Annotated in this window: 10 protein-coding genes; all 10 read right to left on the bottom strand. The window is 45.7% G+C overall.

Annotation, left to right across the window (positions count from 1 at the left end; all coding sequences use genetic code 11):
- Positions 1-259: 259 nt before the first annotated feature.
- Positions 260-1,402 (bottom strand): helix-turn-helix domain-containing protein, encoded by a 1,143-nt coding sequence (locus tag ACYVIC_RS16500; protein WP_460861716.1) that lies wholly within the window; start codon positions 1,400-1,402, stop codon positions 260-262.
- Between the two features lie 164 nt (positions 1,403-1,566).
- Positions 1,567-2,256, bottom strand: a complete 690-nt coding sequence (locus ACYVIC_RS16505) for a hypothetical protein (RefSeq protein WP_460861717.1) — start codon at positions 2,254-2,256, stop codon at positions 1,567-1,569.
- A gap of 16 nt (positions 2,257-2,272) precedes the next feature.
- The gene (locus tag ACYVIC_RS16510; RefSeq protein ID WP_460861719.1) at positions 2,273-3,298 is read right to left on the bottom strand and encodes a nuclease-related domain-containing protein; all 1,026 of its coding nucleotides are present in this window, start codon (positions 3,296-3,298) and stop codon (positions 2,273-2,275) included.
- 9 nt (positions 3,299-3,307) lie between these two features.
- On the bottom strand, positions 3,308-6,142 hold the full coding sequence (locus tag ACYVIC_RS16515) for a helicase-related protein (protein ID WP_460861720.1): 2,835 nt from the start codon (positions 6,140-6,142) through the stop codon (positions 3,308-3,310).
- The gene (locus tag ACYVIC_RS16520; RefSeq protein ID WP_460861722.1) at positions 6,135-7,664 is read right to left on the bottom strand and encodes a hypothetical protein; all 1,530 of its coding nucleotides are present in this window, start codon (positions 7,662-7,664) and stop codon (positions 6,135-6,137) included. The genes ACYVIC_RS16515 and ACYVIC_RS16520 overlap by 8 nt, the downstream gene beginning before the upstream one ends.
- 14 nt (positions 7,665-7,678) lie before the next feature.
- Entirely contained in the window at positions 7,679-9,235 is a 1,557-nt protein-coding gene (locus tag ACYVIC_RS16525; protein ID WP_460861723.1) for a restriction endonuclease subunit S, read from the bottom strand.
- Positions 9,235-10,800, bottom strand: coding sequence for a class I SAM-dependent DNA methyltransferase (locus ACYVIC_RS16530; protein WP_460861725.1), 1,566 nt, complete (start codon positions 10,798-10,800; stop codon positions 9,235-9,237). The genes ACYVIC_RS16525 and ACYVIC_RS16530 overlap by 1 nt, the downstream gene beginning before the upstream one ends.
- Before the next feature lie 27 nt (positions 10,801-10,827).
- Entirely contained in the window at positions 10,828-11,907 is a 1,080-nt protein-coding gene (locus ACYVIC_RS16535) for a Fic family protein (RefSeq protein ID WP_460861727.1), read from the bottom strand.
- A gap of 126 nt (positions 11,908-12,033) precedes the next feature.
- Positions 12,034-12,336: a type I restriction-modification enzyme R subunit C-terminal domain-containing protein gene (locus ACYVIC_RS16540; RefSeq protein WP_460862648.1), complete on the bottom strand. Its 303-nt coding sequence runs from the start codon at positions 12,334-12,336 to the stop codon at positions 12,034-12,036.
- A gap of 54 nt (positions 12,337-12,390) precedes the next feature.
- On the bottom strand, positions 12,391-14,217 hold the full coding sequence (feoB, locus tag ACYVIC_RS16545; RefSeq protein WP_460861728.1) for a ferrous iron transporter B: 1,827 nt from the start codon (positions 14,215-14,217) through the stop codon (positions 12,391-12,393).
- Positions 14,218-14,253 lie beyond the last annotated feature (36 nt).

A 14,253-nucleotide genomic window follows, 5' to 3' on the forward strand; every position in this document is an offset into this window, starting at 1 on the left:
CAGACAATTTAGCTGTTTATAATGTGTTTTACAGGCAGTATAAAAAAACCCTTGACATGGTGGGGGTCGGTGGTTCGAGTCCACTAGGACGCACCAGAAATTCTAACAAAAACGCCACCTTACGGGTGGCGTTTTTGTTTTTGTATGACAACTTCATTACAGTCACTTATCCGGTTATATCAGAGGGCAAGTAAATCACCATAGGATGATGCGTCAACCTATCTGCTTCTGGCTTTAACCAACCAAAGCTGGCATAGGGTTACAAAAGCACCCTGGCGCCAGGAATATAGCCCCCCGCTTTGGCGATTTTCTCTCTTAACTCAAGCAAGGTATCTTCCGGTAAGCTGAACCACTTTCTAATTAACTCAATTTGTTGAAAAAGATTAAGTACATTCACGTTTTCAATCACAACCAGCCTGTCACCAGGCGAGCGAACGCCATAATAGTCATCGACACTGGGGTCCAGGTCTTCACTGTGAGTGCCATCTGCAATTACTGTCCCTGACAAATGAATAATAAAGTGATAATTCAGGTTTTCACTTAGATAAACATCACATCGCCCGCAAGCCCATTCATCAAAAACGAATTGCTCTGGCTTTAACTCAAATAGATTGGGCCGCATAAGTTGTAGGCACGCTTGCTGTCTTGCTAACTCATCGGTCTTTATTGTCCTGTTAAATTTCTCCAGTGATTGAGAGTACATAACCAATACCCGGTTACCGGTCATCACCATCGGCTCATCAGGTGAGACGGGTTGAATAGAAAACTGCTTATGTTCCCCTAACTTGAACTCTGGAAACGGAATCAGCATTTTCGATATCAAATACAAAAGCTTGAACGCTGATAAGTCTTCAATCAGCACCCCATCTATCTCTAAACCATCTATCTTTTGCTTACAGAAGTCATACCAAGATTTAGCCTGATCCTTGGTATCAAACACCTGTGTGTACTGGTCACACACGGCAGCAAATTCAGCAGACGCCAGTAACTCATTTAACCTATGCTCCAACGCTTGCTTATCCCCGGTTTTATAAATATCCGTCAGCGAAAGCTTGCCCAAAAGCTGTGAGTAGAAGCGTTCATTTTTCAATAACTTGAGCAAGGCAATTTCAGCGCGGTTATTTGTCACCGTAGAAAAGTTTTCAACGAAGCTATCAAGGCTTTCGTATAACTCAGCTTCTAAATACCGCCCCGGATTTCGGCGAGGCGCACCGCAATACTCCGTTATCATCCTCATCAAACTTGGCGAGAGGGTCCCCACCCCGTTTTTCATTTCGCTAATTCTGGACTCATCTAAGTCGAGAATTCGTGCCATATCTTTTTGTGTTTTGTTAATACTTTTAAAGTAAGAAACAGCATGGTTTATCCATAACACTGTGTCGCTTTTGGTAATTTTTTCCATCGGTATCTCCTGATTAATTACCTGCACAGGTTAGCCTGAAATCACTTTTTATCAATTACATTTTTTCAGTAATTAAGCGTAATTAATTACAGAAGAGGTAACCAAGTGAACAATGTGGTTTAAGAGAAGGCATCGCTCAGAAGATAAAGGCCTAAATTTGCCGACTACTTTTTAAAGTCTTTGAAATAAACAACATTACTATTAGAGGTGTTCGATTTAGCTGGCATTGGCGTGATATCCAGCTCACTGGTTGTGGGGTTAATCAGGGTTGTGCAGTAATCCAGTAGTGCCAGCACGGGCACCAGTTTACCCTTTGCTTTATTCACCCGTTTCGGTTGGGTATTCAGGTAAACGGCTAACTCCAGCGCTAACTCAGGCGAAAGTGCGTCTTTACGCCGGTCAGCCAGAGTCTGGGTTACCCAAAGCCCGGCGTCACCTACATGGCCGTTTACGCTGCGGTCGGTGTTTTTAACCCACTGCGAAGTAAAGTCCATCTCGTTTAACTCACTTAGCAGTAGTGCAATATCGCTGCGCGGTAATATATGCGACAGGCGCAGGGTTTCAGCTAATACCCACTGCCATTCCATCTTTAGCCGCTGGGTTAGCTCATCTATGCTCATTAGTAAATCTACCGGCAAAAACAGCGTAAAACGGCTATTGGCTTCAGTAGCAATAAGTGTTTTATGCCAGCTGCCGTAGCGGTTTTCAATAATATGTAACTGCCAGCACATTTGCTCACGGGTGCTGGTAACGGTATTCACACCCACCTGCTGGCCTGGCGCGGCAGGCAAGCGTGGTAAGTCGGTTTTAAGCCATTTTATTAAAGCGTTGGTGGCGCAGAATTGGTATTGCATAGTGGCTACTTAATTATTATCGGCTATTAAGATTTAACTTCGTTATCGTCGAGCACTCAGCACAATTAAGGCGAAAAACGGATTTTAACTTACTCACCTTGGTATTCAGGCTGTTACATTCCGGACATGGCCGCTTAAGTGGCGTATTGCCGCCACACTTGCCGCATTGCACGTAGTAACCATAACGGCCTGATTGCGGGCTGAGTGTGCTGCAATCGCCACAATGTTTGCACTGCACAGCAACGGCATCGACAGGCTTTGCAACAGCGCTAATTGTTGGTGATACCCTTTGATTTTCTGGCTCAACTGGAGCAAAGGACGTCGTTTCCGGTGTAGCTGTCATCGGCGTTGGTGCTGGCCAGGCTGCTGGTGTTTCGTTAACGCTATCGGTTTCAAGTTGTCGGGTGTTACCCAGCAAAAACTGGCAAATATGACTAAGTTCTTCCTGGTTAAAGGTCGGCCGGGTGTCGGCAATTTTGGCAGCGAGGTTGTAGAACTTAATAAAGTGCATCTTTTTATCCAGCGCATCAGTGACAAATTCTGATTTCACCAATTTGTCGGCAATGTCTTTCGGTGCCTTAGAGCGGTCAATAATGGCATCGCTGGATATGGCGCAGAACACATCATAACAACGCATGCCCATACCTTGCTGCATCCCCAAAAACTTGCCAATGACCTTCTCCGTGTTGTCACACAGGTACTGCTTCAGTAATTTAAGCTGCAGCTCGGCCTGTTTAATCGGCGACGGCATGCCACTCCACTGCCCTTTGTAACTTCGGGTCCACTCACCGTATTCATTAACCTTAACCTCGCCGCGAATGCTCTTTGATTCCACCACGATAAAGCCATAGGTATACACAATAAGATGATCAATCTGGGCGCTTTCGCCATCGTGCTCAATGCGCAGGTCATTAAGCACCATTACGTTGTCGCTATTCTTGTAAGCGCGACGCAGGTAAAACGCTACGTCGTGTTCTTGTTTAATACCGGCATCGAGCTTGATAGATGCAGAACTGATTTGGGTTTTGTCTTTTAAGATCATGCTATTTCATCAATCCTCTGATGATAACCATGCAGCACTAACCCAATCAAAATGCTCCGGTATGACGTTTATTTCTGAATGTGATGCTAATACTTTATGAGCGGCGCTCTCAGCTAGCTTTAAGAATTCCTGGTTTGATTCCCTCGGCAATACGCTATCGCCGGTTTGAGCTTGCTCCAGCAACCAACTCCCTAATGCTTTAGGGTTTTGGTATACCTGTCGTTCCTTTATGAAAAAGGCGGCAAAATCCTGCTTCATTCTTCGGCCATATATATCCTGCCAACGAAGGTTTGCCGTTAACAATACTTCACCGCCTAACAGATTCGTTTTCACCGCGGCTGTTTTACCACCAAACTCATAACTCGACGCAGTCTTTATGAAAAATTGCATCAGAGGCGCGTTCATATCCATCATTACCGTATTTTTTCTACCCCTTGCGATCTCTCGATCTACAGTAATATCCATATAACTTGAGCGCGTACCTAACTGCTCCATCACTTTTTCCGGCAACTTAATTTGCAGTACTTTATCGTCTAGTATCCTCTTTACAATATCGATACCAACAAGTGCACTCATACCTTCGATAAATGAAAGTAAATGGTCTGAAGTGATCACCAGATCGTTTGCAAGTTCATCGGGGTTAAACCTTGCAACATGTCTGAACAAATCACGTTGCATGCTAGTTGAACTTTTCGCCCGCTCTAAGGCTTCGGTAATGCGTTTTTCTGTTCGCTCAATACTGACAGATGCTGCCTGTTCGAGTATCTCTTCTAAATCAAGCAAGTTAGACAATTCACCTAAAATGTCATCTTTAAGTGCGTCGTTAAACTCATTGCCCTGAACGCTCGCCATGTCAGCGACTACTTGGTCAATTCGCTGATACATCAGGGCGATTATCTGCTCATCTACCGTTCCGGGAGAGTTAACGTTTAGTACTATCACTTTTTGTTTTTGGCCATATCTGTAAAGTCGACCAATTCGTTGCACTAATCGCATGGGGTTCCAGGGTAGGTCGTAATTGACCATGATGTGACAGTGTCGCTGTAAGTTAATACCCTCACCACCAGCCTCAGTTGAAATTAGAAACTGAGCTTCATTATCAAACTGCCAAATTACATCACGCCGTTCATCATGAGACATGCCGCCATGCAGAAGCACTACTTTTTCTTCACCGAACGCTTGGGCCAAGCTATTTTTTATGTATTCTTGAGTCGCTCTGTACTCAGAAAAAATAAGCACTTTCTCATTAGAATTATCTTTAAGAAGCTGCTTTAACAATGTATCCATAAATCTTGCTAACTTGTCATCATGGTCAGCTAAAAGCTCAACCCGTTCGATAAGTAGTTTCAACAGATCAATCTCACCATCAAAGAACTCTTCTCTTGTTGTAACATTATGTTCAGCCACGAGCTCCTCTACTTCTCCCTGAAATCTCTCGTCCTCAGCAAAGTCGAATCGGTTCAACTCTTCGATAGCATGGTTTTCCAATCGAGTAAGTCGTCTGTACAGTGCTTTTCTGATGGCGGCTACGCTGGACGCAGCTAACTTTCGGTAAACGGTCATTACAAAACCGATAGCGTTACCAGACTGACCTTTGTTTCTGCCAGCCTGGTAGCCCTTTTGAAGGTAATCTTGCAAAGCTTTATCAAAATCCATCGACTGCTGATTAACCGGAACCTTAATAGCTAAACTGGATTTACCATGAAAGACAAAATTACCCTCTGCATCGGTCACATCAGCTTTGTAATTACGAATTACCATATCCTGCAGCAGTTCAGGTTTTAACGAGAGAAGCGCAAGCTCTCTCTTTCGATCAGGCCGCAATAGCTCTAGTAAGGAGACAAATTTATCTTGCATACCCTGGTGCGGTGTGGCACTGAGTAACAGCATTGATCTGGCTTTTTTTGTACGTCGCAAACTAGCCGCTAAACCAAACCGCTCTGAGGCATCATACTTTAAACCGTACTGCCGGCGAGACAACCTATGTGCCTCGTCGAATACAACCAAGTCCCAGGCATCAGCCTGAAGAAGCAATTCAAGATGCTGTTCTTGTTTTAATTTATCAATTGATGCAATAACTTGATCATGCATTTTCCATTCACGTGGCTCATGAATATGAAAGTTATGGCCATATATTTGAAAATCGCCTAAGCCAAACTTGTCATGCATTTCTTCTTGCCATTGTCGTGTCAGGCCCGCCGGGGTTATTAATAAGATTCTCTTTGCCAGCCCCCTTTTTTGCAGTGCGTAAAGTAGCATGCCGGTTTCGACTGTTTTACCTAAACCAACATCATCGGCTATTAACCAATCTAAACTTCCTGAATTAAGTATTCGGTGCACCAAGTGGATCTGATGTGGTAAAGGATCTATATCTAAGCTGGATAAAGCACCAGTGTTTTCGTTCCAGTTATTCAACGCATGCGCAAGCGTCTTTAAACGCAATCTTTCAGCCGTATTTCCATCAGCTTGAGATCCGACAACAAAAGCGTGCTTTACCCCTTTTACCTGTTTTAATGCATAAAAAGGTAACCAACGCTTTTCATTCGCTTCATAGAATTCAACCAAGTGCTGCGTTACACCAGCGACTGTTCTGGTTTGTAGAATAACCCCTTCGCCAAAACCGTATAAATCATCCACCGCTAGCATTACATCCATACCTAACTTAAAGCCAGAAGAGACGTCTTTTGCCTGCAGAGTAGATATATCTTTATTTGGCAGCCACTGAACTTTCAAACTGATACGTTCACCGTCTACAACCTGTTGAATAACAATACCCGTGCGCTCGGCACCATTAGTTAAGGGCTGGCTAACCCAACAACCTGTTGAAGGAGCGTGATTATTCATTATTTTCTTCCTTGTTATTGTGGTCGGCGAGAAGTATCCGGTGTTGGTTGTAGTGTGCCGCATCATACATAATATCTTCGCAGATCCGCATCGGCCTATACTCACTGCGGTCTAACGAATAGCCATAGAACTCAAGGTCTGACAGCAACTGTTTATGAAACATATCCGTTTCACCAAGATCAGAGAAATGTAAATCTCTCGCCTCACGAAGTGACCCAAACCCGGCCTCATATTCAAACAGAATGCCGTCTTCTTCTATCTGGTCCATGGCAGCATTAATGTATTTGGAGAAAGAGCGGTAACTTCGTCTCAAAGACGAACTGTTGAACCATCTGTCATACATTACTTCCAAGTTTTCCAGCAAAATATCCTCATCCAGCATTCCGTTCTGGCAATGAGAAACCAGAATGACAAAGCGTAAACTCTGAGACCAACTGAAATTGTAATAACTTGCAGCACTATCACCATTTCTGTAAAAGCTTATCCAGTATTTCGGCAATTGCTGCCAAGATTCTCGCAAATGCTTTGCTAATCTGAGTTCCTCTGGTCGCATACCAGCCTCAGCGTAGTGATTCAGGAACTTAACCACAAGGCCATAGGCTTTTACTGAGAAAATATGTGTTAGCAGATCTAAACAATTTCTTGGCCAATCGTGTCTGGCTATAAATGCAGCTGCAAGTTGCACAGCACGTTGTTCAATCGTAACGCGCTCGGTAATTGAGATAACATCATCATTTGACGTTTCGGGGGTATCCAGTTCATCAGGATCAAAAGCATATACATCAGTATCGAATAGGTCAGGTTCAATCGAAGCAGACGCTAAAATTTCTGATGTAGTGCTCCAAAAGTCATCATCAACTTTTGCAGGTGACGCCTCTTCAAGAACAGGTAGCAGTTCTTCAACCATCTCTTCATGTGATGAGGCAGTGTTTGACAACGCTTCCTCAACCGGAACCGCATTCTCACTGACATCAACAGCAGTTTGGTTATTATCTTCATCAGACAAAATGTCAGTATGTACAAATTCTTCCAAAGCTGAATTTGCTGGTTCTTCTATTTCTAAAGCAGGATTATGCAGCTCAGGACTGGTGCTATTGCTAGATGAAGGTCTTTGACCGAGGGATAAAACTGAACCAAATCTTCCGCTAGTTTCAGGCGGAGTTATCGCCGCGTCATCATGATCCGCATCCTCCATACCGTAAACATACTGTTCATGAGTATAAGACTGTTCATGGCTACTTAAGTAGTCCAGGTCTGCATCGTCTATATAGTCATCAGCAAGTCGCTCAAAAGCTAAGTCGTCTCTTTTAAGCTCATCTCGGCGTAAGAAGGCAGCTTTTGCTTTATCTACCTTATTAAGCTTTTTTAGGACGTTACCATACATCTCCCAAATGCGCGGGTTGGTATGCGAGTCATCAAGGTGTTGTTCAAGGATCTTTCTGGCTTGTTTAAAATTATGCCCTGCAATGGCACTTTTAACTTGCCGGAATAAAACATCATCAGTGAGTTTTTCGCCATCCATAGCTATTACCCCTATTAGTTTGCTTTCTTAGGCTTAGGTTTAACCTTCGCCCGCTCGGCCTTTATCCGCGCCAGCAACGCCTCGGCGCTATGCTCGCCACTAATTAGCTCGGGGTTAGCGGCGCGCCAATCGGCAGTGAGTTCACCCCTAAAGGCTTTGGCGAGGATGGATTGAGTCAGGTTATTTACCCGGCTAAGCGCGGCCTGGGCGGCGTGTTCAATGCGGTCGGCAAAGGCAAACAGCTCTTCTACCCGACGGACGATTTCGGTTTGCTCTTCGATAGACGGTAAAGGACATGGTGCAGAACATAATCTGCTTTTGTTAATAATTGCAGCATTTACTACGGCTGACGAAGTTTTATTTAACCAACTATGAAGCGTTCTCGCCCAATAAAAAAGGAACTTGCTCTGAATGCTTTGAGTTGGAATAAGGGCATTAATTTGCTGATTAAAAGCCGCGTCTGTATTTAGTAATCCTACTTTTCCAATTGTGCCAATACAAACAATCATCACTGCACCTTTGGGTAGTAACTGTATTTTTTTTGCACCAAAATCAGTTACAAAACGCTCAGGCTTTGTTACTTTTCCATCGGGTAAAATTTGAGTAGGACTAATGAATGGTATATTACCATTCCAATTTTCTTCATCGGTCGTACTAGGAGTCTTACCTGTTACTGCAATTGAAACATTATCTAAATTTGTAGCTAACCAACATTCTGGAATCTCTGTAATCGCCGTTAAATTGAACTCATCTTGGTATTCTTCTGCAACATCAGAGTATTTTTTTATTAATTGTTCTTCTTCGAATACCTTATTGGTTTTCGCAAAAGACTTTTCTTGCTCAGTTAACCAAGCTGTTAAACGGTTGATTTTCATATCATGTCTGATCGACTCGGCACTCTGAATATCCAATTTCCGCTTCCGCCACTCCTCCGTCAACTTACCACTTATCGCGGCGGCGAGGACGGATTGGCGGAAGCGTTTTAGGATGTCGGGGATGCGCTCGAGGCGGGCTTTGGTGTTGTCGACCTGTGCCAGCAGGGTGTCGAGTTTTTCAGCGATGACTTTTTGTTCGGCTAGTGGGGGGAGAGGTATCTCAAATTTCTCTAACTTTTTGCGTGTTATCCGCTTTCTTGTTGTTCCTGAAGCATTATCTGCTATAAGTCCTCTCATATCAGGCGAGTTAATCCAGTACGTCAGTAACTTATTTGAAACTGCGCTTTTATCACCAGTTCTGATCAAGCATACATCAACCACAGTTACACTCTGTTGGCCTACCCCCGGAAAAATACATGCTCTACCAAGTGGATCAGGCATTCGAGCCACTAAAATGTCACCTGAGTGTAAGTATGTGCAATTTAAGGAGGCAGCACTTTCTTCTGTCATAAATCGATCTGATTTATTTTTGAACTCACCATCACCAATATCTGCTAGTTGAATCAACCTAACTGAGCCTGATGGATCTTGGTCTTTCGACTCGACCCAATCTCCATCTGAAATTAGACCATCAGATGAAATGGCGTCATCTATCGGTGTTAAAGCCCAACTAACTGGTAAATCGGCTCTTTCCATCACACCGCCCCTTCCAACGCCTTAAGCAATCCATCCAGCTCACTCAATGCGGCTTCCAGCTCGTCTTTGGCTTCGCGCGCCAGCACATCGGGCTCTGGCAAATTGGCGGCATCGACACTGTCTTTATCTTTTAGCCAGCTAATATCCAGCGAGTCGGCTTTATGCTCGCGTATCCAGTCGCGGCTGAATTTGCGCCAGCGGCTATGCGCCAGCTTGCTGTCTACGCCGTCGTTCTCTTCCGTCGGTGCTACTTCAACCTGCTCAGCATTAAAGCTATATTCGCCCTCTTCGCGCGGGCTTTGGCCATTGGGGTCTTCGCCAAACACTTGCTCAAACGGTGTTAAGTGGCTATCGCCAAACGGCGTGCGTTTACCAAAGCTGGGCATATTGGTGCGCAGGTCATACACCCATACGTTTTCAGTGCAGTTTTCTTGCTGGTGCTTATCTTTCGCGCTGCCTTTGGTGAAAAACAGCACATTGGTTTTTACGCCCTGGGCATAGAAAATACCGGTGGGCAGGCGCAATATGGTGTGCAGGTTACACTTGTGCATTAAATCGCGGCGCACATCAGTACCGACACCCGCTTCAAACAATACGTTATCCGGCAGAACTACTGCTGCACGGCCTCCGGGTTTTAAGTTACGGTAAATATGCTGCAAAAACGCCAGCTGTTTATTGCTGGTTTTATAGGTTAAATCGTCACGGGTATTGCTGGCCTCGCCGCCTTTACTGGTGCCAAACGGTGGGTTGGCTAAAATAATATCGGCGCGGGCCAGGCTTTTACCGGTATCACCCAGCGCATTACCCAAATGCACCACGCCTTCAGCGTCGCCTTCCATGCCGTGCAGTAAGCAGTTCATCAGCGCTAAGCGGCGGGTGCCGGGCACCAGTTCAATACCGACAAAGGCGTTATTGCGTTGGAAAGCCTGCTCTGTCGCCGTTAAATCGTATAAATCATCGGTATGCTGTTTAATGTACGCGTCTGCGGCAATTAAAAAACCGGCGGTGCCGGCAGCAGGGTCTTGCACTACCTCGCCCGCTTGCGGCTTAATGCAGCGCACCATGCTGTTAATAAGCGCGCGTGGCGTGAAATATTGGCCAGCACCCGATTTGGTCTCACCGGCGTTTTTCTCCAGCAGCCCTTCGTATAAATCGCCCAGGCCGTCTTTGGCGGCGCTAAACCAGTCGATTTGATCCAGCGTTTTAATCATCTGCTCTAAATGGCGTGGCTCGCGCAGGCGGGTTTGCGCATCGGCGTAAATGGCGCTGATTAACGGGTCTTCATGCACGATATTGCCCAGTGCATCTTTACCGGTCGACAGGCTTAATAAAATGCGTTTGTAGTCATTCAGCAGGTTAATGCCGGATTTGCCGTTAATGTCAGTCCAGCGGCAACCTTGTGGCAGTGGGTGTTTTTTTAAGGTGCCGGCTTCGGTGTTTTCATGCACCATTTTTATAAACAGCAGCAGTACAAGCTCGGTAACGTAATCGCTGTAGTTAATGCCATCGTCACGCAGTACGTCACACAGGTTCCAGAGTTTTTGTACAATGTCGTTGTTGTTCATGTTGTGCTCTATTTAGGTAATACAGGCTTAACCATGGGCTTTTAATAAGGCGCACAATGGCTGGTTAATATAATAATTGCCGCGGCCGATTTTCTGCTTCTCTAAAAAGCCATGTTCAACCAACAGCTCTAAGTATTTGGTGGCAGTGATGCGACTGACCCCTAACTCGTCGACCAGAAACTCAATTTTGGTATAAGGGTGGTGAAACAGGTTATTTAGTAGCTCTTGGCGATAGATTTTCGGCAATTGCTCACGCAAGCGGTGTTTCACACCTTGCATTAAAGCTTTCATATTGGTGATTAGGGTTATGGTGTCTTGTGCGGTAACAATAATGCCATCCAGCATATACAGCAGCCAGGGCTCCCAGTTGCCCGTTTCGCGTACCTGCTGCAGCTGTGTGTAGTAATCTGCCTTGTGCATAATAATAAAGCGGCTTAAATACAATACAGGCAGGTTGAGCAGCCCTTTGGCCACCAGATACAGAATATTGATGATACGGCCGGTGCGGCCATTACCATCATAAAACGGGTGGACGCTTTCAAACTGGTGATGGATGATCGCCATTTTAACCAGCGGATCGGCATCGCACAGGCTGTCGTCATTAATATACTGCACCAGGTTATCCATTAAGGCTGCTATGTCGTCAGCATGCTGTGGCGGTGTATAGACCACCTCGCCGGTGCGTGCGTTTTTAAGTGATGTACCCGGCAAGCGGCGCAAGCCAGCTTGATTGTGCTCAAGCTGTTGCTGCACCGCCAAAATATCATCCAACCGAATCAGACCTGTGCGCCTGACAATGGCAAAGGCTTGTTTTAGCGCAAAAGCGTAATCTTGTACCTCTTTGGTGGCCGGATTGGTTAAGGATTCCTCAAACACATTGGCTTTGTACAGTTCGTCGTGGGTGGTAACGATATTCTCCACTTCCGAGCTGTCTTTCGCCTCTTGCAGTGCCAGGGTGTTAATTAATATCGCTTCGTTGGGGATGCTGGCCGCTACGCCTTTTAGTTCAGCTAAATAACGATGCGCCTCGGCCGCTTTTTTAAGCACCTGTCGGGTTTCCCAATGGGCTATTTCTGCTAGCGGCAGTAGAGGCAGAGTATTATGCATAGAAAAAAACTTTTTTTAGTAATGACCGGCTCAATATATATAAAAAAACCGAAAATTTATACATGTAGGGGTTCATATGTATACTAATTGAAGAAATATATAGATGAGCATGCGACGTCCTTGCTTCTATGCACTTTGTGTTGTCCAAATTGCGTCACTTAACTCAGCCAGCACCGTATCTAACTGATCATCCAGCACTGCATTTAGCCGCTTGGCACCGCCATCGTTGGCAAAGCAATTATTGACAAACTCTCTGTCTACCACCACTTCATGCACCAGCTGTTTGGCTAAGCGCTCTAACCACTTGCGCTGGTTAGGGTTAAAGCTGTGCTGCTGATACAAGCGCTGCATGGCTTGCGCTACCCGTTGCTCAAACGGCAAGAGTGGCTCGCCCAGTGCAGCCCGGCGGATATGGCCAATACATGCCAGTGCCGAAAATACCGGCCGGCTACAGACGTATTAGCAGCAAAACTGGGCCGGGTGTTATAAAAACTGTGCACATAAGGTCGCTAGCAGGTAGGCTAGCATGCCGTAGCCCAACACCAAAGCGCTTACCAGCCGCGTGCTGCCGGTTTCTGCTTTTAAGGTTGCCACAGTTGCGACACACTGCAGCGCCACCACATAAAACAGCAAAATGCCCATCCCCGCCCCAAAGGCAAGGCCGTCCGCCTGAATATTAGCTGCCAAACCGGCAATGTTTTCATCTGCTCCGTCCATACCAAATAAGGTCCCCAGCGCGCCAACAAAGACCTCACGGGCCAGAAAAGACATTAAAATGGCAACACCATAGCGCCAGTCCAGGCCCATTGGGGCAAATAACGGTTCAATCCACTGGCCAATAACCCCCAGATACGATTGTTGCAGGCCACCGGCTGTGGTGGGGAAATACCCCAACAACCAGATAACCAGCGAAACCGCAAAAATAACCGGGCCAGCGCGTAAAACAAACTGTTTAGCGCTACTTAGCACGCGCAGCAATAGTGGTTTCCAGTGCGGCAAACGGTAACTTGGTAATTCTAAAATAAACGGCATATCCGACTTTTCATCGCTGTCGAGGCTAAAGCGCGACAGCAACAGGCTTACCAGCAGCGCAGTAACAATACCGAACAGATACAAACCAAAAAATGCCACCCCCTGCAGGTTCACAATTCCGCCCAAATACCGGGTATCGGGGATCAACACGGCCACCAGCAGCGCATATACAGGCAACCTTGCCGAACATGACATTAGCGGCAACGTCAGCATAGTAATGAGGCGCTTGCGCGGTGATTCTATCGTTCTGGCTGATAAAATTGCCGGAATCGCACAAGCATGGGCAGATAAATACGGGATAAAACTGCGGCCAGATAAACCAAAATAACTCAGAGGTTTGTGACAAATAAGTGCTGCACGGGCCAGATAACCACTGTCTTCCAACATACCAATGATCAGCGTTAACACCATAATTTGCGGCACAAACACTAAAAATGAGCCCAAGCCGCCGAATATCGCATCATTAAGAAAATCAGCCAGCATGCCAGGTCCGGTAAGACCGGTTAACGTTGTCGCTGTGGCGCCAATCGCCTGCTCCACCGCATTCATCAACGGGGCGGCAAAGGTAAAAATACTTTGAAATAACAAAAACATCACCAGTAAAAATGCCATGCCGCCACTGACATTATTTAGCATAAAGCCATCGATAACATTTTGCTTTTTTAGCACGACAGTCGCGGGCATGCCGTATAGGCTGGCCAGTGCACGGCTTTGCTTCATTTGCACACCGTAATCTAACGTCACAGCTTTAGCCTGTGGACGATTATCGCTTGTCGCCTCTGTGGCCAATTGCAACACAGCGGTTTTAAATTCGGCGATGCCTTCTAAGGTTTTTGCTGACAGCGCAAACACTGGTGCATCGAGATCGCGGCTTAGCCCAGCGACGTCTATCTGATGGCCAAAACGCGCCACGTCATCAATCATATTCAGTGCAAACACCAACGTCTTACCGTATTGCTGCGCTAACGCCTGCATTTGCAAACCAAACATCAGACTGCTTTGTAGCCTTGTGGCGTCCAGGTTACAGATAATCAGCGCAGTATCTTGGTCTAACAACGCCTGATTAATTTTTTCTACCGCAATATCCTCATCACGCGTTAGCGTACTCATAGAATAAGCACCAGGAAAATCAACCAATTGATACTGTTCAAACCGGCCTGATTTAAGTTCTACCGTAACCCCGGGGAAATTAGCCACTTTTTGTCGCAAGCCGGTTAACTGATTAAATAATAAACTTTTACCTGAGTTAGGTTTACCGACCAGAATAATACGTTTCATACTGCAACCGATGAAAGGACAAGGCTAACCAGCGTA

Source organism: Rheinheimera gaetbuli, assembly GCF_054781935.1.

What these genes read in the sequence shown, in the direction of transcription:
- ACYVIC_RS16515 (WP_460861720.1), bottom strand. Translation starts at nt 6,142, where the DNA reads ATGAATAATCACGCTCCTTCAACAGGTTGTTGGGTTAGCCAGCCCTTA.
- ACYVIC_RS16530 (WP_460861725.1), bottom strand. Translation starts at nt 10,800, where the DNA reads ATGAACAACAACGACATTGTACAAAAACTCTGGAACCTGTGTGACGTA.
- ACYVIC_RS16520 (WP_460861722.1), bottom strand. Translation starts at nt 7,664, where the DNA reads ATGGATGGCGAAAAACTCACTGATGATGTTTTATTCCGGCAAGTTAAA.
- ACYVIC_RS16535 (WP_460861727.1), bottom strand. Translation starts at nt 11,907, where the DNA reads ATGCATAATACTCTGCCTCTACTGCCGCTAGCAGAAATAGCCCATTGG.
- feoB (WP_460861728.1), bottom strand. Translation starts at nt 14,217, where the DNA reads ATGAAACGTATTATTCTGGTCGGTAAACCTAACTCAGGTAAAAGTTTA.
- ACYVIC_RS16500 (WP_460861716.1), bottom strand. Translation starts at nt 1,402, where the DNA reads ATGGAAAAAATTACCAAAAGCGACACAGTGTTATGGATAAACCATGCT.
- ACYVIC_RS16510 (WP_460861719.1), bottom strand. Translation starts at nt 3,298, where the DNA reads ATGATCTTAAAAGACAAAACCCAAATCAGTTCTGCATCTATCAAGCTC.
- ACYVIC_RS16525 (WP_460861723.1), bottom strand. Translation starts at nt 9,235, where the DNA reads ATGGAAAGAGCCGATTTACCAGTTAGTTGGGCTTTAACACCGATAGAT.
- ACYVIC_RS16505 (WP_460861717.1), bottom strand. Translation starts at nt 2,256, where the DNA reads ATGCAATACCAATTCTGCGCCACCAACGCTTTAATAAAATGGCTTAAA.